This is a genomic window from Bifidobacterium goeldii, from assembly GCF_003951095.1.
Lineage (GTDB): Bacteria > Actinomycetota > Actinomycetes > Actinomycetales > Bifidobacteriaceae > Bifidobacterium > Bifidobacterium goeldii.
The window spans coordinates 349,312-369,517 of record NZ_QXGL01000001.1 but is presented as its reverse complement, the minus strand read 5'-3'; the positions used below and the strand labels follow the sequence as shown (position 1 = coordinate 369,517).

General features: G+C 51.7%; 15 protein-coding genes. 10 read left to right on the top strand and 5 right to left on the bottom strand.

Translation table 11 applies throughout. The features are described from left to right. Window positions 1-53: 53 nt before the first annotated feature. The 7 genes from D2E25_RS01725 to D2E25_RS01695 all read left to right on the top strand — a co-directional run bounded on the left by D2E25_RS01725 (window position 54) and on the right by D2E25_RS01695 (window position 13,790). Window positions 54-3,281, top strand: a complete 3,228-nt coding sequence (locus D2E25_RS01725; RefSeq protein WP_125979319.1) for a UPF0182 family membrane protein — start codon at window positions 54-56, stop codon at window positions 3,279-3,281. Window positions 3,282-3,498: 217 nt separating this feature from the next. After that, entirely contained in the window at window positions 3,499-4,023 is a 525-nt protein-coding gene (locus D2E25_RS01720; protein WP_164514652.1) for a GNAT family N-acetyltransferase, read from the top strand. Window positions 4,024-4,197: 174 nt separating this feature from the next. Further along, on the top strand, window positions 4,198-4,797 hold the full coding sequence (pth, locus tag D2E25_RS01715; RefSeq protein WP_125979317.1) for an aminoacyl-tRNA hydrolase: 600 nt from the start codon (window positions 4,198-4,200) through the stop codon (window positions 4,795-4,797). A 4-nt stretch (window positions 4,798-4,801) separates the two neighbouring features. Then, window positions 4,802-8,380, top strand: coding sequence for a transcription-repair coupling factor (gene mfd / locus D2E25_RS01710; RefSeq protein WP_125979787.1), 3,579 nt, complete (start codon window positions 4,802-4,804; stop codon window positions 8,378-8,380). A 225-nt stretch (window positions 8,381-8,605) separates the two neighbouring features. Then, complete coding sequence (locus tag D2E25_RS01705; protein ID WP_125979316.1) at window positions 8,606-11,707, top strand: type I restriction endonuclease subunit R; 3,102 nt, start codon at window positions 8,606-8,608, stop codon at window positions 11,705-11,707. 3 nt (window positions 11,708-11,710) lie between these two features. Next, window positions 11,711-13,216, top strand: a complete 1,506-nt coding sequence (locus tag D2E25_RS01700) for a class I SAM-dependent DNA methyltransferase (RefSeq protein ID WP_125979315.1) — start codon at window positions 11,711-11,713, stop codon at window positions 13,214-13,216. After that, window positions 13,206-13,790: a restriction endonuclease subunit S gene (locus D2E25_RS01695; RefSeq protein ID WP_125979314.1), complete on the top strand. Its 585-nt coding sequence runs from the start codon at window positions 13,206-13,208 to the stop codon at window positions 13,788-13,790. Before D2E25_RS01700 ends, D2E25_RS01695 begins: the two co-directional genes overlap by 11 nt. On the opposite strand, the gene D2E25_RS01690 is transcribed toward D2E25_RS01695, so the two are convergent. The 5 genes from D2E25_RS01690 to xerA all read right to left on the bottom strand — a co-directional run bounded on the left by D2E25_RS01690 (window position 13,735) and on the right by xerA (window position 17,543). Beyond that, window positions 13,735-14,859 carry a restriction endonuclease subunit S gene (locus tag D2E25_RS01690; RefSeq protein WP_164514651.1) on the bottom strand — a complete coding sequence of 375 codons (1,125 nt, stop codon included), beginning with the start codon at window positions 14,857-14,859 and terminating at the stop codon, window positions 13,735-13,737. The two genes, D2E25_RS01695 and D2E25_RS01690, sit on opposite strands and share 56 nt — an antisense overlap. A 23-nt stretch (window positions 14,860-14,882) precedes the next feature. Then, window positions 14,883-15,149: a DUF4160 domain-containing protein gene (locus D2E25_RS10870; RefSeq protein ID WP_420897315.1), complete on the bottom strand. Its 267-nt coding sequence runs from the start codon at window positions 15,147-15,149 to the stop codon at window positions 14,883-14,885. 13 nt (window positions 15,150-15,162) lie between these two features. Beyond that, window positions 15,163-15,396, bottom strand: a complete 234-nt coding sequence (locus D2E25_RS01680) for a DUF7723 family protein (RefSeq protein ID WP_125979311.1) — start codon at window positions 15,394-15,396, stop codon at window positions 15,163-15,165. Next, window positions 15,389-15,691 carry a DUF7724 family protein gene (locus D2E25_RS01675; RefSeq protein WP_125979310.1) on the bottom strand — a complete coding sequence of 101 codons (303 nt, stop codon included), beginning with the start codon at window positions 15,689-15,691 and terminating at the stop codon, window positions 15,389-15,391. Before D2E25_RS01675 ends, D2E25_RS01680 begins: the two co-directional genes overlap by 8 nt. Window positions 15,692-15,761: 70 nt before the next feature. After that, on the bottom strand, window positions 15,762-17,543 hold the full coding sequence (gene xerA, locus D2E25_RS10945; RefSeq protein WP_277599944.1) for a site-specific tyrosine recombinase/integron integrase: 1,782 nt from the start codon (window positions 17,541-17,543) through the stop codon (window positions 15,762-15,764). Window positions 17,544-17,564: 21 nt separating this feature from the next. On the opposite strand from xerA, the gene D2E25_RS01665 reads away from it, so the two are divergent. The 3 genes from D2E25_RS01665 to D2E25_RS01655 all read left to right on the top strand — a co-directional run bounded on the left by D2E25_RS01665 (window position 17,565) and on the right by D2E25_RS01655 (window position 20,185). After that, complete coding sequence (locus D2E25_RS01665; protein WP_125979308.1) at window positions 17,565-18,074, top strand: GNAT family N-acetyltransferase; 510 nt, start codon at window positions 17,565-17,567, stop codon at window positions 18,072-18,074. Between the two features lie 144 nt (window positions 18,075-18,218). Further along, window positions 18,219-19,517, top strand: coding sequence for a phosphopyruvate hydratase (eno, locus tag D2E25_RS01660; protein ID WP_125979307.1), 1,299 nt, complete (start codon window positions 18,219-18,221; stop codon window positions 19,515-19,517). Between the two features lie 110 nt (window positions 19,518-19,627). Further along, complete coding sequence (locus tag D2E25_RS01655) at window positions 19,628-20,185, top strand: FtsB family cell division protein (protein WP_420897308.1); 558 nt, start codon at window positions 19,628-19,630, stop codon at window positions 20,183-20,185. Window positions 20,186-20,206 lie beyond the last annotated feature (21 nt).

Here is a 20,206-nt window from a genome sequence, read left to right as displayed (position 1 = left end):
GCTCACAGCGTAGATCGTTTAGCTCGCTCCCAGCCTTTCGGTAGGCTTAAACCATGTCTTTCTTCGATGTATTTGGAATGTTTGACCCCGGCAATGATCCACGCCGCTCCTCATCAGATGATCATGCGGATGACGATCCGATAATCCTCAACGTCGAGGCTGATGGTGACGATACAACCACATCTACTCACACATCAGGGAACTCACATCGGCGCAATACCCCTCGAATTGCACGTACTACCGCACCGCAAGGCTTGTCTGGCGGCACCAAAATTCTTATCGGCGTAGCGGTAGCGCTCGCTATTGCAATTGGCTTGTTCTTTGGCCTTGCGCGATTCATTACTGACCTCATGTGGTATGGGCAGCTTGGCTTCCAGTCGGTTGTCTGGACACAATTGGGTGTCAAAATCGGCTTGTGGTTTGCTTACGCATTGCTCATGGCATTGGTGAGCTACCTGTCAGCCATACTCGCTATTCGTGCGCGCCCAGATTCTTCTGACGGTTCGACGATTCGCGTGAACGGTGATGTGATTGAAGTGGGCAAGTCTGTCAGCTCGAAAACTGCGCGTCGCACTGCCGTGATCGTCTCACTCCTGGTCGGTCTTGTGTTCGGCTCACAGTTCAATGCGAATTGGTCTGAAGTGTTGTTGATGTTCAACGCGCAGTCCTTCGGTATCAACGATCCTCAGTTTGGTATTGACAATGGCTTCTACGTGTTTGTACTGCCTGGTTTGCGCATGATTGTTGCCATGGTTTCCATGCTGCTGTTCATGGGTATCGTATTTTCCTTGATCACACATGTGATGATGGGCGGTATTCGTTTCACCATGCCAGTACATGGTCGTGGCATTCTTGACGTTACGAAGCGCGCGCGCCGGCAGATTGCTATTTGGCTGATACTCAATATGCTCATGTGGTCGGTGCGCCAAGTGCTTGGCGTGTTCGCTCATCTCACGCAGCAGGGCGATCGTATTACTGGTGCTGCGTACACGACAGTGCATGCTACTATTCCTGTCACGTTCATCATGGCCGGTATTACTGCGATTCTTGGCGTATTCCTTGGCATTTGGCTCATGCATTCTCATGCGCTTGAAGGCCCAGCTAAGCCTACGGTGCGTGCTGCTGCAGCACTCAAAGCGTGGCGCACGCCGGCGGTAGCTATTGCCGCCACTGTGGTGATTTCGATGGTGCTTACGGTTGCTTGGCCGCTTCTTTTGCAGCGTTTCAAAGTCAACCCGAACGCGCAGGAGATGGAATCGACGTATATTCAGCGCAATATCGAAGCCACTCAGCAAGCGTATGGGCTGAACAATGTAAAAGTCGAACAGTATAAGGCAACGACGAAGGGCGAGTCGGGCGCACTGTCTGCGGAAGCAGAGTCCACGGCACAGATTCGTTTGCTTGATCCGCAGGTTGTTTCGCCAACGTTTAAGCAGCTGCAGCAGTCGAAACAGTACTATACGTTTGCTGACACGCTTGCTGTTGATAAGTACGATATTGATGGTGTTTCCCAAGATACGGTGATTGCTGCACGCGAGCTTGACTTGGAAGGTAACGATAATCGCAATTGGGTGAACGACCACACGGTATACACGCATGGATATGGTGTGGTTGCCGCTTACGGTAATAAGGTCACTGCAGACGGTCAGCCTGAATTCTTCGAATCTGGTATTCCTACGCAAGGTAAGCTTACTGATTCGCAGCATTATGAGCCGCGCATTTACTTCTCGCCTAATGCGCCAGAATATTCGATTGTTGGCGCGCCGAAGGGCACTGAATCATGGGAGTTTGATTATCCGACTGGCTCGCAGGGAGCGACCAATACGTTTAACGGTAATGGCGGTCCTTCGGTCGGCAATATTTTCACACGTTTGCTGTATGCGATTCGCTTCGGCTCTGACCAAATCCTGTTCTCTGATCGTGTTACGTCGGCCTCACAGATTCTCTACGATCGTTCCCCGAAGGAGCGTGTTGCTAAAGTCGCACCGTATTTGACGCTTGATGGTCGCGTGTATCCGGCTGTGGTTGATGGCCGGGTGAAGTGGATTGTTGATGGATATACGACGTCGGATGCGTACCCGTATTCTCAGATGACTGATTTGGGAGCGGCTACCGAAGATTCAACAACTACTACGTCGAATACGATTAAGGGCTTGGGCTCGCAGCAGGCTAACTATATTCGCAATTCAGTAAAGGCTACTGTTGACGCGTATGACGGTTCGGTTGACCTGTACGCGTGGGATGCTAACGATCCGGTGTTGAAAGCGTGGCAGAAGATTTTCCCCGGTCAGTATCATTCGATTGCTGAGATTTCTGGCGATCTGATGAGTCACATGCGCTACCCGGAGAATCTGTTTAAGGTTCAACGTGAATTGCTTGCGCAATATCATGTAGCGTCAGCTGGCCAGTTCTTCTCTGGTGAGGATTTCTGGCAGACGCCAGTTGATCCAACTGAATCTGCTGACGCGCAAAAACAGGGCGTGCCGCAACCGCCGTATTATTTGACGTTGCAGACAGGCGGTACTAAGGAGCCTGTGTTCTCGCTGACGTCTTCGTATATTCCTGCGGGAACGTCTACGCGTGAAATTCTTACTGGTTTCTTATCGGTTGATTCTGACGCTGGCAGCACGAAGGGCGTCATCGGTGCTAACTATGGCACAATACGCTTGCAAGAGTTGCCGAAGGATTCGAATGTTCCAGGCCCCGGTCAAGCGCAGAATAATTTCAATGCGAACGCTGATGTGTCTAAGGAACTCAATTTGCTTGAGTCTGGTTCGACTAAGGTGAACCGAGGCAACTTGTTAACCCTGCCTCTTGGTGGTGGTTTGGTTTACGTGCAGCCGGTGTATGTGCAGTCGTCTGGCTCGACCTCATTCCCACTGTTGAAGAAAGTACTCGTTGCTTTTGGCGATCAGGTTGGTTTTGCTGACACGCTTGATGAGGCGTTGAACCAAGTGTTCGGTGGTGATTCTGGTGCGTCTGCAGGAGACGCGGAAAACTCTGCGGGCAATGGGCAGAATACCGACAATTCCGCATCGGATTCGCAGAACAAGACTGATCAGAATACGGGTGGTAATACGGAAAACAGTACTGGCCAGTCGGGTTCTTCTGACAAGCAGGAGCAAAGCGCTAATGCTGATTTGAAGTCGGCTCTTGCTGACGCTGCACAGGCGATGAAAGATTCGCAAACCGCGATGAAAAACGGTGACTGGAGCGCGTACGGTGAGGCGCAGAAGCAATTGGAGGATGCACTCAATAAGGCGATCGAATTGGAGCAGTAGCTTCATGATCGTGCGCGTATTGTGCGCGTGATATCTACGTACGTAGATTGACCTTCATGGCAGGCGGTTGCATAAAACAATATGCAACCGCCTTTTGCGTATGTATTACTCGCAGGCGGCAGCGCATTGGTAGCGCATTGGTAGCGCATCAGAACGCGTATGTATTTTATGAGCGGAAAAGTCGCGCATCGAGTAACGAATGCTATTGTCAGAAACCATGCTCAATTACGTCATTCGACCGGCCGAAGAATCCGATCTTACTGCCATTACCGACATCTATAACGAGGCGGTAATCCGCGGAGGTGCATCCGCTGATCTTGAACCAGTATCCCGCGAAGTACGCCGCGCTTGGGTGGACTCTCACCAGCCTCGCGAACAGTATCCAGTTGTTGTTATCGACGTGACTGATGAGGCAACCGGCGAAACAGTAACCGCTGGCTTTGGCTCACTGTCTAAGTTCCATCCGCGTGCCGGTTACGATGGCATTGCTGAACTCAGCTACTACATTGCAGCGCGCTTCCATGGTCAAGGACTTGGTACTGCAATGGTTGACTGGCTGTTGCAGGCTGCCGTTGAACGCGGTTTCCATCATGCCACGACGATTATTTACGCGGATAATGCTGGCTCCGTGGCTCTTATGCGCCACTTTGGTTTCACACGTTTTGGCGTATTGCCTGCTGCTGTCAAAGTTGTAGGCGATAACGAATTGCATGACATGAGCTACTGGTTCAAAACGCTCTAACGCGAAACACACTCAGTGTCAGCGTCTCGTTACCGCCGCCGTTTGTGTCGACTCTCTTGTTCGCCACCGTCTGATGACGGCGGGCGCGGGTATGATTCGGTTGTTTGCGTAAGTAGAGGAAGCGTCGCGCGCACGTATAAGCGCGACTGCAGGACAGGGACGAGGACGAACAACATGGCATCTGATTTCTGGCTGATCGTAGGACTGGGCAATCCGGGCAAAAAATACGAGGATACGCGGCACAACATGGGCTTTATGACTGCCGACGTGCTCGCCGAGCGTTGGTCAGTCGCATTCTCCGACCATAAAGGACTCGCCATGCTTGGCAAAGGTGCAATGAGCCTGAATGGTCAAACAGTCAAATTCTTCCTCGCCAAGCCGCTAACCTACATGAATGATTCAGGCAATGCGGTCGCTTCGATCTGCTCGTACTATCAGATCGAACCAGATCATGTTGTTGTTATTCACGACGATATGGATCTTGAATTCGGGCGCATTAAAGTCAAGTCAGGCGGTTCCGCAGGCGGCCACAATGGCATCAAATCAATTGACCGTTCCCTCGGCACGCCAAAATATGCGCGCGTACGCATGGGCGTCGGCCACGCTAAGCGTGGTGCCAACGCGCACGACAATACCGTCAACTGGGTGCTCGGCGGTTTTGGCCCTGACCAGCGCAAACAACTCCCTGAATTCCTGATGGACGGTGCTGACGCTGCTGAGTCAATTATTTTCGACGGACTTGCTAAAACGCAGGAGAAATTCAATGGCCGATAAGGCAATGGCGCGTAAGAACGCTAGTAGCAACGCGCAGGCAGCCCACTCCGCCTTAATCAACGGTTCGTTAGCTGGCATACTCGCCGAACTCAATACAGATACTGCCTTTCGCGCTCTTACTGATGGCAGCACACAAGCGTATTCCGATCACGATATTGCTCCAGCTCTCATTATCGGTATCCCTGACGGATTGCGCCCCGCGCTCGCTGCTGCTACCGCACGCCGTAAGCCAGTAGTGCTCGTTGTTGCGTCTGGGCGTGAAGCCGAAGATACGGTGAACGCGCTGCGATCCTGGTATGACGGCGATCCCAATGAGATCACACAGCTTGAAGCATGGGAAACGTTACCGCACGAGCGCCTTAGTCCGCGCGCTGACACAGTTGCAAGCCGTATGGCGGTGTTCCGCCGGCTTGTTCATCCAAGCGATGAAAATCCCATGTTTGGCCCGATTCGCGTTTTGGTAATGCCGGTACGTTCGCTGATTCAACCGGTTGTTGCAGGACTCGGCGATGTTGAGCCGCTGGTATTTACGCGAGGGGAGGAGCTGCCCCTTGATGAAGCGTCGAAGCGTCTTGTTGAGAACGCGTATACGCGCGTTGATCTTGTTATGGACCGCGGCGAATTCGCGGTGCGCGGTGGCATTATTGACGTATTTCCGCCTACAGCACCGCACCCGGTGCGTATCGAGTTTTTTGGTGACGAGATTGACACGATCCGCGAATTCCACGCTTCTGACCAGCGCACCTACGGTGATGGGCTTACGTCCATTTGGGCAACGCCATGCCGTGAACTGCAATTAACGCAAGCAGTACGCGATCGTGCGAAAAGTCTCATCGGTCGTATTCCTAACGCTGACGACATGCTGGAATCAATCGCGAATGCGATCCCGGTCGAAGGCATGGAATCGTTAATGCCTGCGCTCATTGACGACATGGAGCCGGTTGCGGGAATGCTTGATAAGCATGCGGTCATCATGCTGTCCGATCCAGAGAAACTGCGTCGCGCTGCTGAAGACTTAGCAAAAACAGCGAATGAATTCCTTGCAGCTAGCTGGCATGTTGCTGCATCCGGTCATGGTGCGGGTGCTCCGATTACCTTCGATCAGGCGAGCTTCCTTGATTTTGAAGAGACGATCAGTGCTCTTGAATATTCGAGTCATGACGTGTGGAAGCTGTCGAGTTTTGGCGTGGACCCGTCTATGCCAAACCATGTGCAGCTTGACGCGCAGAACCCGGGTGAATATCGAGGCGATGAAGCAAAAGCTGCGGCTGGTATTGAAGGCTTGATCGACGCAGGCTACCACGTTACGGTAACTGCTGCCGCGCAAGGTACGCTCGCTCGATTGAAGCGCGCGATCAATGAAACTGGGATTACTAGTTTTGATGTGATTCGTTCGCAAGCAGCCGACGGATTTGTTGATACCAGTGCGAAGGTTGCGCTGCTGACTGAACGTGATCTGACCGGTCGCTCATCTGCTGCCGGCCAAGCAAAGACGCCTAAGCGCCGTCGCAAGGCTATTGATCTCATGGAGCTTAAGCCCGGCGACTTTGTTGTGCATGAGCAGCATGGTATTGGTCGTTTTGTTGGTATGCGGCAGCGTGAGATTGGTACGGGTGCGAATAAGAGCACGCGCGAATATCTCATCATCGAATATGCGCCGAGCAAACGCGGTGCTCCTGCTGACAAACTCTTTATTCCGACAGATCAGCTTGACCTCGTCAGTAAATACATCGGTGCTGAAGTGCCCAAGCTCAACAAGCTTGGTGGCTCTGATTGGGCGGAAACGAAGGCGAAAGCGCGCAAACACGTGCATGAGATCGCCGAGGACTTGGTGAAGCTGTATTCGGCACGCCAGCGCACGCCTGGTTTCGCGTTCAGCCCGGACACGCCGTGGCAGAAGGAGCTGGAGGACGCGTTCCCGTACCAAGAGACCGCCGACCAGTTGACCACGATCGACGAGGTTAAATCCGATATGGAAAAGCCTGTGCCGATGGACCGCCTCATTTGCGGCGACGTCGGCTTCGGCAAGACCGAAATCGCCGTGCGCGCCGCATTCAAAGCGATTCAAGACGGCAAGCAGGTGGCCGTGCTCGTGCCGACCACGCTGCTCGTCCAGCAACATTACGAGACATTCACCGAGCGTTACGAAGGCTTCCCGGTTACGGTCGCGGCGATGAGCCGATTCCAGACGACCAAGGAGATCAACGAGACGATCGAAGGGCTTGAATCCGGCGGCGTCGACGTGGTAATCGGCACGCACAAACTGTTGAATCCGAAGATCAAATTCAAAGATCTGGGGCTGGTCATTATCGACGAGGAGCAGCGCTTCGGCGTCGAACACAAGGAGACACTCAAGGCTTTACGTACGAACGTGGACGTGCTCTCGCTATCCGCGACGCCTATCCCGCGCACGTTGGAGATGGCGGTGACTGGCATCCGCGAGATGTCGACGCTCGCGACCCCGCCCGAGGACCGTCTGCCGGTGCTGACCTATGTCGGCGCGTACGAGGATGCGCAGGTCACCGCGGCCGTGCGGCGCGAGCTGCTGCGCGGCGGACAGGTGTTCTTTGTGCACAACCGCGTGCAGGACATCTCCAAGATCGCAGCGAAGATTCACGAGCTGGTACCCGAGGCGCGCGTAGGTATTGCGCATGGCAAGATGGGGGAGAAACAGCTCGATCAGATCATTCGCGACTTCTGGCACCGAGACATTGACGTGCTTGTGTGTACGACGATCATCGAAACCGGCCTGGATATCTCGAACGCGAACACGCTCATCGTCGATCATGCTGACAAGTTCGGCCTGTCGCAATTGCATCAGTTGCGCGGTCGTGTCGGCCGTGGTCGTGAGCGCGCGTACGCGTACTTCCTCTATGACCCAACCAAGCCGATGACCCAGCAGTCACATGACCGACTGGCCACCATCGCGCAGAATACGGCGCTCGGCAGTTGCTTCGACGTGGCGATGAAAGATCTCGAGCTGCGCGGTACGGGTAATTTGCTCGGCGACGAACAGTCCGGGCATATTGAAGGCGTTGGCTTCGACCTGTACATTCGTATGGTCTCGGAGGCGGTCGAGGCGTACAAGGCGCCTGAGGAGAGCGTGGAGCCGCTTGCGGTGACTATTGATCTGCCGATCGAAGCATCGATTCCGGTGGATTACATCGACTCTGACAAGCTGCGTCTCGAGGCGTACCGCAAGCTCGCGGCCGCACATACCGAGGATGATCTCAAGGAGCTTGCCGAGGAGCTTGAAGACCGTTACGGCAAGCTGCCGGAGGAGTTTGAGACGCTGTTCGGCGTGGCTCGTCTGCGCATGAAGGCCCGCAAGCTTGACATTTCGGAGATCATCGCGCAGGGGAAGAACGTGCGCGTCGGTAAAATCAACCCGCCTGAGTCGATGCAGATGCGTATCAACCGCATCTACAAGGGTGCCCAGTATCGTGCGCTCACGCACACGTACACGATTCCTGCCCCGTTCGCCGGCTCACTCGGTTCCGGCCCCATGAGCGGCGAAATGGTCATGGACTGGACCGCCGACCTGTTGAACGACTTTGCATGGAGCCCTAAAGGTAGAAAGTAGTGTGACTGGGTCACTTACAGCCTGTCATATGCGGTGTTGGGATTGTTCCATGAGGGGAACGGTCCCAACGGACTAATTGGATGAGGGCTTCACCGACGCGATTATCCGTTTCTGCGATTACGGCATTAGAAAAGTGAATATAGATATACCTGTTTATACCCTTCCGCTGTGGTGCAGCTAGGTATTATGAGATTATCGCTGCGAAGGATGCGGAAAGGATTCTCAATGGGCGAGGGCCGGCTCACGGATGTGAATGGATCTCAGAGCATTTCGATACTGGATGAGTTTGCTTTTGAACAGGCGATCATCAGTCATCTTGTTGGCATGGGCTATGAATATTTCTATGGTCCTGAGGTGAGTCGTACCAATGATTCATATCGTGATGCACTTATGCCGGGAGTGCTTGAAGAAGCTCTACGGCGAATAAATCCTCATGCTCATCCTGCTGCTATTGAAGAGGCTTTGCGCAAAGTTAGTGATATCGAAGGTATAGATTTATTATCCCGCAACATTGCTTTTACTGACTATATGCAGTCCGGCGTTGAGGTTTCATATTTTGATGGTGAGAAGACCCGGCCTGACAACATCAAGATCATAGACTTTGACCATCCGGAGCGGAATACATTCGCTGTGATCAATCAATGGACATATGTTGAATATGAGGAGAAACGTCCTGATCTGATCATTTTTGTTAACGGTATGCCGTTGGTGATATTTGAGTTGAAGTCCCCAGCACGGGAAAATGTTGATTCTTCAGATGCGTATCTTCAGCTGCGTAATTATATGAAGGTAATTCCTACGTTGTTTACATATAATGCGTTCTGCGTGATGACCGATATGGCCGATACGCGTGTGGGAACCATCACCGCTAGTGAAGATCGATTCATGCAGTGGAAGACGGCTGACGGGGACTATTCGCGAATTGATACTGGGAAGCCTATACGTTGGACAACCATGTTGGATGGAATGCTCTCTAAGGAACGATTGATTGACATTCTTCGCAACTTCATCTGCTTCTCCAAGTCGGAGAACGGAACCGTAAAGATTCTAGCGGCGTATCATCAGTACTTCGGCGTTCATAAGGCTGTGGAGAGCACCTTGCGCGCCATGAACGGCGATGGCAAAGCCGGCGTGTTCTGGCATACACAGGGTTCCGGCAAATCATTGTCGATGGTGTTCTACGCACATTTGCTGGCTGAACAGGTGAACAGCCCGACGATTGTGGTGACCACTGACCGTACCGATTTGGATGGGCAACTATATGGACAATTCGTCAAGTGCGCAGATTTCCTGCGCCAGCAACCACAGCAGGCGGTCAGCCGTGACAATCTTGTCGAACTCCTGAACAATCGGCAAGCGAACGGCATCGTATTCACGACGATGCAGAAGTTCAGTGAATCCGATGAACCGCTATCAGAACGCCGTAACATCGTGGTCATGGCCGACGAAGCGCACCGCAGTCAGTACGGACTGGAAATAAAACTCCATGCGGATGGTACTCATTCAGTGGGTGATGCGTTAAAAGTCAGACAAGCGCTCCCGAACGCTTCCTATATAGGATTTACCGGCACTCCGATTGAGACTCAGGATAAATCCACCCGCGAGATATTCGGTGATTACGTGGACGTGTACGACATGACCCAATCGGTCGAGGACGGTGCCACTCGTCCGGTGTTCTATGAGAGTCGTGTGGTTTCGCTCAAGCTGGATGAGAACATACTCCGCGAATTGGATAAGCAGTACGAGAACATTTCGGATGATGCCGATGAGATGGCTATCGATCGCAGTAAACGTGACTTGTCGACGATGGATAGTGTGTTGGGTGCTCCTGAGACCATCGATTCCCTATGCCGTGACATCGTGAACCACTATGAGGAGAATCGTGCGGACGAGCTGACAGGTAAGGCGTTGGTCGTTGCCTATTCACGGCCCATTGCTATGCGTATGTACAAGAAGTTCCTTGAACTGTGCCCGCAATGGAAAGATAAAGTGCATGTGGTCATGACGTCTTCCAATCAGGACCCGGAGGAATGGCATAAGGTCATAGGCAATAAAGCCCATAAAGATGAGCTCGCTAAAGAGTTCAAGGATGATGACAGTCCGTTCAAAATCGCCATCGTAGTGGATATGTGGCTGACTGGCTTCGACGTACCTTCGCTGTCCACGATGTACGTATACAAGCCCATGAAAGGGCACAACCTCATGCAGGCCGTAGCTCGGGTGAATCGTGTATACAAAGGCAAGGAAGGCGGCCTGATCGTCGACTACATCGGCATTGCCGGAGCTCTGAAACGCGCTATGCACGATTACACGAAACGCGATCGGGAACGCTATGGCGACATGAATGTGGCCGACACCGCATATCCGTTGTTCCTCGACAAACTGAGTGCGTGCCGAGACTTTCTGCATGGTTTGGATTATCAGAACCGAATCCATACCAATTCTGCCGAACAGATGGCTGAAGCCATCGCGGACGGTGCGGACTACTTACTTGATCCCGAGCGGGAGAAAGATCGCAAGGACTTCATCAAGTGTGCCAAGGAAATGGCCCAAGCATTTGGCCTATGCCGCAGCATGGTTGCTGATGAATTGAAGATTGAAGAAGCATACATCGATGTGTTGCGCACGCAGATGCTGAAAGTGCTGAACGTCAATCCCGGCAATCCGCGCATGTCTTTGAAGGAGATTAATAAGCAAATCGCCGCCATCATGGAGCAAGGCGTGCATAACGAAGGCGTTATCGATCTGTTTGAAGACCGGACAGTTGAGGTCTCGCTGTTTGACGAATCGTTCCTTGCTGAAATTGCACAGATGGAACAGAAAAATCTTGCTGTGGAACTGCTGCGCAAACTGCTTGATGATCAGGTCAAGGCATATCGCAAGAAGAGTGTGGTCATGGCTGGTAAATTCTCCGAGATGCTGCAGCAATCGGTTAATGCATATCTCAACGGCATGCTCACCAACGCCGAGGTCATCCAGCAGCTGTTGGATATGGCCAAAGAAATCATGGCCGCGCGGCAGGAAGGTAAGACTCTTGGTCTGGATGATGAGGAGCTTGCCTTTTATGATGCGCTGACCAAGCCGCAAGCCATCAAGGATTTCTATGAGAATGATGAGCTGGTTGCTATCACCCGAGAGCTGACTGACACGTTGCGCAAGAACCGCACGATAGACTGGCAGAAGAAGGATGACGCCCGCGCTCGCATGCGTATGTCAATTAAGCGCTTATTGAGGAAGCACAAGTATCCGCCGGACGAAGTGCCGGAGGCCATCGAGACGGTGATGCAGCAGTGCGAATTGTGGGTTGACTACGAAGAGGGAAACTGATTCATGGCGAAGAAAACAAGTACCAAAGCCCTTGGATTCGAGGAGCAGATTTGGGATGCGGCTTGTAAGTTACGTGGCAACATCGATGCTTCGGAATATAAGAACGTTGTGCTCGGTTTGATTTTCCTCAAGTACATTTCGGATAACTTCGAGGCCAAACACGCTGAACTGGTGGCCGAAGGCGAAGGGTTCGAAGAAGATCGTGACGCGTATGCGTCCGAGAACATTTTCTGGGTGCCGAAAGAAGCTCGATGGGAAGTTGTGTCCGCGGCCGCGCATACTCCTGAAGTCGGCAAGGTTATTGATGAATCGATGAGGCTCATCGAGCAGGAGAACAAAAAGCTTAAGGGCGTGTTGCCCAAGAACTTCGCACGTCCCGAACTGGACAAGCGCCGGCTTGGGGAAGTGGTCGACCTGTTCACCAATGTGAAGATGACCGAAAACGGTGGCACCCATGATTTACTTGGTCGCACGTATGAATATTGCCTGTCGCAGTTCGCATCGCAGGAAGGCAAGAACGCCGGCGAGTTCTACACGCCGAAATGCGTGGTGAAGACGTTGGTGAACGTGCTTGAACCATTCAAGGGGCGTGTATATGACCCGGCGTGCGGTTCCGGTGGCATGTTCGTGCAGTCCGCCGAGTTCGTGCGTAACCATCAGGGCAATATCAACAACATCTCTGTCTATGGTCAGGAGTCGAACCCGACCACGTGGAAGATGGCCACGATGAACCTCGCCATTCGTGGTATTGATGCTGATCTTGGCCCAAAGAACGACGATACGTTCTTCAACGATCTGCATCGCACTGAACGGTTCGATTACATTCTTGCCAATCCACCGTTCAACCTGTCAGATTGGGGCGGTGACAAACTCAAGGATGACCCACGCTGGGAATACGGCGTGCCGCCTGAAGGCAATGCAAACTTCGCATGGATGCAGCACATGATTCACCACCTGTCTCAGTCCGGCAGAATCGGTCTGGTGCTTGCCAATGGTTCGCTGTCTTCGCAGACGAACAACGAGGGTGAAATTCGCAAGAACATCGTCAACGCCGGACTGGTGGAGGGTATTGTTGCGATGCCAACGCAGCTGTTCTTCTCCACGCAGATTCCGGTATGCCTATGGTTCCTTCGCAAAGGTCGCCCTGCTGATTCGAAGACATTATTTGTGGACGCTCGCAACATGGGCACGATGATTAGTCGCTCACAGCGTACGCTCACTGATGAGGATGTTCAGAAGATCGCGTCCACGTTTGATGCGTTCCGTGACGGGACACTGGAGGAGGAGAAAGGCTTCTCTGCGGCGGTGTCCATCGAAGACATCGCCAAGCAGGATTACATTCTCACGCCGGGCCGCTATGTCGGCATCGCCGAACAGGAAGAGGACGACGAGCCGTTTGATGAGAAGATGAAGCGTCTGACCGGTGAACTCGCCAAGTGCTTCGAGGAGTCCAGCCGACTGCAAGCCGAAATCAAAAAGAATTTGGAGGCGATTGGGTATGGGTTCTAACTGGCCCGAAGTCACAGTGAATGAGATATGCAGCCTTTCTATGGGGCCTTTTGGTTCTGACGTTAAGAAAGATTGCTTTGTTGCGTTTGGAGTGCCAATTATCAATGGTTCCAATATCTCTGGTTTCAGACTAAATGATAATGGACTTAGATTTGTGACTGAGCAGAAGGCCGATAGCTTATCCCGGTCCATTGCCAAGCGAGGCGATATCGTAGTTACTCATCGGGGGACTTTAGGACAGGTCGCGCTTATTCCCAGTAACTCCCAGTATGATCGATATCTGATTTCGCAGAGTCAATTTTTGTTGCGTTGCAATGATCGAGTTTTACCGGAATATCTGGTGTATTATCTGCATTCTCCTGAAGGGCAAGGAAAAATTTTAGCTAATAAAGTGCAAGTAGGTGTTCCTGCACTTGCGCGTCCTACAAGTACTTTTCGTGACATCAGGGTTCCTCTGCCTCCTATCTATATTCAGAAAAAGATATCCACGGTGTTGAGTTCAATCGATTCTGAAATATCTAATCTAGTTCAGATAAACGGCCATTTGTCGCAGAACTTTGTTCTGGCGGCGTAGGTAGTTCAACCTTCGATACATCAATTTCACCTGACATCAGTTTGGGCAGCAGCGCATCACGCAGTTTCGCCAAAGCAGCGATTTCATTTTCGTTGCTCTTAATCGCATTCAGCAAGGGTCCAGCGTATGAACTGAATGATCGTGCTTGCTCAGCTGAAGGAATCGGGGCAGCAAAATGACGCATAGCCCTACCAGACACTTCAACAAAAGTGGTACCGGAACCCGCCTTTTCAATCTCCTTTGCATTGTCCCTCAAAAAGCAGAAAACGAATGCCGTGCCGATGTTATCGGATGGTACAACCGATTTAAAGCCCTGGTTAGTGCATACTTCCTTCGCTGCGATCGCAACATATCCAACTGGAGCGCGCGAACTAAATAAGACCGAACCAGCAGGCATCAGTTTTGTACTACAGGATTGATAGCCAGCATCGGTAATATCCATTGTGCCATGCTCAATGAATATATTTGCTGTATTAGAAAGATCTTTAGGCGTCACCCAGCTAATACCGGAAGTCGTGAAGAACTCTTCTCGCTTTTTTGATGGAGTTGCACCACCAACCACTGTGCCCAAGTCCTCAATGCAGCCATACGTGTCAATGGAATTGATGACGTTACGATATTCCGTCATCAGCAACTCCAACAAATGGCCGTTTGTTTGATTAAGACAATCGATCTGGTTGTCTAGGCTGGTAAGTATATGCGCAATGCGTCGCTGATCATCAATATGATGGGGACACACTTCTATCGTATTGAGTACTTTTTGTGTTATCAAAGGCTGACTAGTGCCAATTTGTCGTTGTTGAAGGTGAAGATTCTTGAGAAGATAATAAAAATATCTAATGCAATTATCATTTTTGGGTTTTGCAAAAATCGCATTGTCTGAGATCCAGCATGAATTCTCTTCAAAATGAACGCTACCGCAGTAAGCGCCTACACGACCGATGATAATGCAGTTGTTACTATTACTTGTGCCGGTTGTATCGAATATTCCATTACCACCATAAACTGGGATGGGCCCCTTTGAATCGGGCTTCTTTTTCCCATTAGTAAGTGTTAGGAAATCACTCAAGAATCGTTTGCTTTTTGTTGACATTATCTATTGTCCTGACCGTAGAAGTCTTCGGTACTGTATTCCTTCCACCTGAGGTACATTTCCCGGTAGTTCTTCTTGATAAATTTCTGAATTATAGAGACTTCCTTTGCTGTTAGTCTGCCTTGTCGCTCAAGCGTGGTGTCTCCGTTGGATTTAACGAAGAATTTCGCGGAACCTGATTCGGTGAGCTTGGTGTCGCTGGCATGTACATGCATGCATTCGATGACGCAGAACGATGTGAAATACAGGTAATACCCGGCGACCATGAACTGGAAGTACTTAGGCATGGTCAGCCTCCAGAAACTCCTTGTTGTTTCGATAGTATTCTTGCACGATACCGACTTCCATGTCGTCCATGCTGGTTTCCAGCACGTTGCCGTCATGGTCGAGTACCAGAGCCGATTCTGGCGCATTAAGGTTCAGCACCTTGACGTGTCCGTCATCTGTTTTGGTGAACGCATAACCGTTCACGATCATTCCTGCGCTACCGGCAATCGAAGCGATATCAGGCATGGGCTATCTCGACTTTCTGAATCGGCTGTAGAAAATGGTTAGCGTCGATGTAGAGATCCGTGAGCACCGGTTCCAAGTCGATGTATTCTTCTTCTGGTGTGGTATTGTGCCGGTATTTCGCATCCACCACGAGGTATCCGTTGTCCCATTGCTTGACACCGGTATACCGTTCCAATGAGTAGGGGGCGCGGAATCGTATGCGTGTCTTACCGTACTCAAACACAGTGAAGCCGTTCTCTGCACTCAGATATGCGGTATGGCTTGCCTGCTGTGTAGCGCTTTCTGTTGCGTTCAAACCTACTTCCTTCCGCTGATAGTGAGTGTTGACCAGTGTTGATTCCGATTATAAGAGGAAGTGGATGAGATTATCCCAGATACCTACGGTGCGACGCTTTCACGTTGCTCTGACTGACGAGAGCATATTGCATGGTGGTATCTATTTTGACGTGTCCGAGCAGTTTTTGCACCTGCTCGACTGGCATGCCGCGGTTGATGGCGTTGGTGGCCATGGTTCGACGGAACTTATGCGGGTGAATGCGGGGGAGCTGTAGTTTCCTTCCAAGGGCGCGAAGTCGACTTTCCACAGAACAGATGGCAATGCGTTCGTGGTTGCCGACGAGACCGACGAATAGGGCAGGGTTATCGTCGTTGCGACCTTGCAGGTATTCTTCAAGATGAAGCTTGGCTCTGGCGTCAAAGTAGGCTTTGCGTTCTTTGTTGCCTTTACCTTGCACAATGCATTCACGCTCGTTGAGGTTGACACTGTCACGGTCGAGCTTCACTAATTCGCCAACTCGCATACCGGTGGATGAAAGCAAGTCAATCATCGCGAGATCGCGTGGTGTTTCGCAGCCATCACGCAATCGTTCCATATCCTCATCTGAGATGGTTTCCTTGACTCTAATCGGGGCTTTCACGCGACGTATCTTGCGAGCTGGGCTTTTGACGATGTAATCCTCATCTTCTAACCATGAGAAGAACGTAGCAAGAATACGACGGATGTTATCTACCGTAACTTTTCCCACGGCGTGTGTCGCCTGGTATTCGGTGAGATAGGCTCGAAGCTGTTCCGTGTCCACTTGGGTTAGAGGAGTAGTGGTTTTTCTGATGTAGTGAGTGAGCGTCGAATCATAATATTTCAACGTGCGTTCGCTGCATCCTTCAAGTTCCTTGGCGGTAAGGAAGGAATTTAGCAGTTCTTTGGTTTCATTGCTATTCTCGGGAAGATTTTCTGTGCTGAGATTGGCTGACAGCACGGCTTTGAGCTGTCTGAGCTGTCGTGCGTCCAACGTGTTCTGCATGGATGTCAAGATTGATTCGATGGTGTTGTTTCCTATCATTGTGGATTCTTTCGCTTCGATGCGTGTACGGAATACATGCATTACATAATGCGAACCACGGAAAACAACGATGTTGACAGACAAACGGCCATTTGCATGAATGTTTTGTGCTGGTGACGTAGGCAATTCGACCTTCGATACATCAATCTCACCTGACATGAGTTTAGGTAGCAACGTATCGCGTATTAGGGTTAATTTATCTATTTCTGAAGAGTTTAGAAGCAACGTCTTATGTAATGGTGCTGCATGTTGCTGAAAAATCTTTATAAGATTCTTTGAAGGTATATGTACATTTTCGCTATTCAGATCGCGTATATTAATTGCTGCGAATGTTGCTCCATTAGCTTTCGCTCGCAAAGATCGGACCGTTGAATTTATTATTTGGAACACTGAAGATTGACTAATGTCAATCCCTGAAAATGCAAAACAAGATTGATTCATTGCCATAGGTACTCCTGCAATCGATATTTTCCCGACAGTTCCTCTTGCGGTTAGAAAAACAGTGCCAACCGGATATAATTCGCTATTGCAATTGTCCAAGCCTAAATGGGTAATATATTTCCCGGTGGAACGAGTATATGGCTGACCGGCATCCTTAGGAGTGAAAAAGGGAATAACACCATTATTCCAGTAATCAGAATTGCTGGTCTTAGGGGTACCTCCAGACATTATGTTTACGATTTGACTCAGTGGGACCACTGTAGAAGATTCATTGCAGACTTCTCGCCAAAGACTTCTTAGCAACTCCAACAAATGGCCGTTTAACAAAGCAATGAATGGTGAGAAGTATCTGTATGAGACGTACATTGCACGATACACTTGGCGAACATGAGTGAAGAGCAAGACTCTACAGTTGCCGTCAACATATACATCCGCCGTGCCGAGGTGCGCGATATCCCGCAGCTGCATAAGCTGCTGCGTGAGGTGCTGGAAGTGCATCATCAGGGACGCCCGGATCTGTTTAACACCGGTGTGACCAAGTACACAGACGATGAGCTGGCAGATATTCTCTCGAATGATGAGACGCCGGTATTCGGCGCGTTCGCTGATGATGACGCGACCCTGTACGGTTACGCGTTCTGCGTGTTCGAACGCCACGCGGATAGTCATATTCTCACTGACATCACGACACTGTACATTGACGACATCTGTGTAGACGAAGCGGCGCGCGGTCGTCACGTTGGCACTGCGTTGTACCAGCATGTGCTTGATTTTGCGCGCAAAACCGGCTGTTATAACGTGACGCTTAACGTGTGGTCGTGCAATCCTGGGGCGCAGGCGTTCTATGAGCGTTTGGGTCTTAAGCCGTATAAGATCGGTATGGAGCAAATCCTATAGGCCAATGATTGTTCGATAGGGGAGTAGGGCACCACCGCAATGATGTGAGCGTTCACATTATTGTGTCGCCTAATCTTGCGCGTCGTCCACAAATCCCGGTATTCTTAAGGCTGTCATCACAACCTATACGTAAAAGGAGTAGTTGTGGCAGCAATTGAAAGCGTGTACGCGCGTCAGATTCTCGATTCCCGTGGCAACCCGACCGTGCAGGTCGTGCTGGACACTGAGGACGGCGCCCAGGGCCTGGGTCTCGTTCCGTCCGGTGCTTCCACCGGTGAAGCTGAGGCTTGGGAGCGTCGCGACGGCGACAAGTCCGTCTACGGCGGCAAGGGCGTTCTGAACGCGGTCAAGGCCGTGAACGAAGAGATCGCTCCGAAGGTCATCGGCATGGATGCCTCCGACCAGCGCGCTCTCGACGACCTGATGATCGAGCTCGACGGCACCCCGAACAAGGGCCGTCTGGGCGCTAACGCCATCCTCGGTGTCTCCCTGGCTGCTCTGTACGCCGCCGCTGAGTCCGCCGAAGAGCCGCTGTACCGCTACATTGGCGGCACCAACGGCCACATCCTGCCGGTTCCGAACATGAACATCATGAACGGTGGTGCTCACGCTGACTTCGCAACCGACATCCAGGAGTACATGATCTCCCCGTACGGCTTCGACACCTACTCCGAGGCTCTGCAGGCTGGCGTTGAGGTCTACCACACCCTCAAGAACGTCCTGAAGAAGGAAGGCCTGAACACTGGCCTCGGCGACGAGGGCGGCTTCGCTCCGAAGATGAAGTCCAACAAGGACTCCCTGAACTACATCATGGACGCCATCTCCGCCGCTGGCTACGAGCCGGGCAAGCAGATCGGTATCTCCCTTGACGTGGCTTCCTCCGAGTTCTACAACAAGGAGACCGGCAAGTACCACTTCGAAGGCGATGACCGCGACTCCCAGTACATGCTCGACTTCTACGAGCAGCTCATCGAGGAGTACCCGATCGTCTCCATCGAGGATCCGTTCCAGGAAGAAGGCTGGGAAGACTGGACCGCCATCACCAAGCTGCTCGGCGATCGTCTGCAGTTCGTCGGCGACGACCTGCTGGTGACCAACCCGGCTCGCCTGGCCAAGGCCATCGAGCTCGGCGCTGCCAACTCCCTGCTGGTCAAGCTGAACCAGATCGGTACCGTTACCGAAACCCTCGACGCTATCGAGCTGGCCACCGCTAACGGCTACACCTCCATGGTTTCTCACCGTTCTGGCGAGACCCCGGACACCACCATCTCCGACCTGGCTGTGGCTAAGAACACCCGCCAGATCAAGACTGGTGCCCCGGCTCGTGGCGAGCGCGTTGCCAAGTACAACCGCCTGCTGGAGATCGAGGAGGAGCTCGGCTCCACCGCGAAGTACGCTGGCTACAGCGCATTCAAGGCCTGCAAGAAGTACCTCGCTAAGTGAGTCAGTCTTGAGTTGAGATGATATTTGTCTCAACTCGCTGATCGCCCAAGTGGGTAATACGTTGCCCGGCGTATTCGTCAAGTCGAATGCGCCGGGTATTTTTATTGGCTATGAGCATGAACCGGAATACCCGTCAACGGAAAAAAACCGGAAAACGCGGTCGCAGCGCCGGCCCTATCGCTTTCTTTGTATCCTTGTTCATCGTCGCATTGGGCGCTATCCAAATGGTGTCTACGTTCCATACGTATGCGCTGAACTTGGCAGAGCTCAATGGTCTCAAAAAACAAGAGGCTGCACTTGTTGCGAAGAAACAAGACCTAGAGAATGATATTGCTCGATGGAACGATGACAGTTATGTTGCCGCGCAGGCACGCGAACGACTCGGATTCGTGTTCCCAGGCGAACAGTCTGTACGCGTGGAGCATCCTGAAGCGGTGACTGGCGGGTCGCAGAGTTCCACGAGTTCGAGTGGCACATCGTCTGATAAAAAAGCACTTCCTTGGTATAGCGAACTGGCCTACGCGTTTAAAAAAGCAGATGCTGATCCGGCAACAACATCAACAGATTCGTCAGACGCATCATCGAGTAGCAAGAACAGCAGTTCTGACTCAAATACCAATACAACAGATACGAAAACCGACACGAACACAACAACCGGCAAGGAGTAATACAGCGTGACCAACAACGAC

Coding starts and splice junctions, on each gene's coding strand:
- D2E25_RS01725 (WP_125979319.1), top strand. CDS start 54: ATGTCTTTCTTCGATGTATTTGGAATGTTTGACCCCGGCAATGATCCA.
- D2E25_RS01720 (WP_164514652.1), top strand. CDS start 3,499: ATGCTCAATTACGTCATTCGACCGGCCGAAGAATCCGATCTTACTGCC.
- pth (WP_125979317.1), top strand. CDS start 4,198: ATGGCATCTGATTTCTGGCTGATCGTAGGACTGGGCAATCCGGGCAAA.
- mfd (WP_125979787.1), top strand. CDS start 4,802: ATGGCGCGTAAGAACGCTAGTAGCAACGCGCAGGCAGCCCACTCCGCC.
- D2E25_RS01705 (WP_125979316.1), top strand. CDS start 8,606: ATGGGCGAGGGCCGGCTCACGGATGTGAATGGATCTCAGAGCATTTCG.
- D2E25_RS01700 (WP_125979315.1), top strand. CDS start 11,711: ATGGCGAAGAAAACAAGTACCAAAGCCCTTGGATTCGAGGAGCAGATT.
- D2E25_RS01695 (WP_125979314.1), top strand. CDS start 13,206: ATGGGTTCTAACTGGCCCGAAGTCACAGTGAATGAGATATGCAGCCTT.
- D2E25_RS10870 (WP_420897315.1), bottom strand. CDS start 15,149: ATGGTCGCCGGGTATTACCTGTATTTCACATCGTTCTGCGTCATCGAA.
- D2E25_RS01680 (WP_125979311.1), bottom strand. CDS start 15,396: ATGCCTGATATCGCTTCGATTGCCGGTAGCGCAGGAATGATCGTGAAC.
- xerA (WP_277599944.1), bottom strand. CDS start 17,543: ATGTACGTCTCATACAGATACTTCTCACCATTCATTGCTTTGTTAAAC.
- D2E25_RS01665 (WP_125979308.1), top strand. CDS start 17,565: ATGAGTGAAGAGCAAGACTCTACAGTTGCCGTCAACATATACATCCGC.
- D2E25_RS01655 (WP_420897308.1), top strand. CDS start 19,628: ATGAGCATGAACCGGAATACCCGTCAACGGAAAAAAACCGGAAAACGC.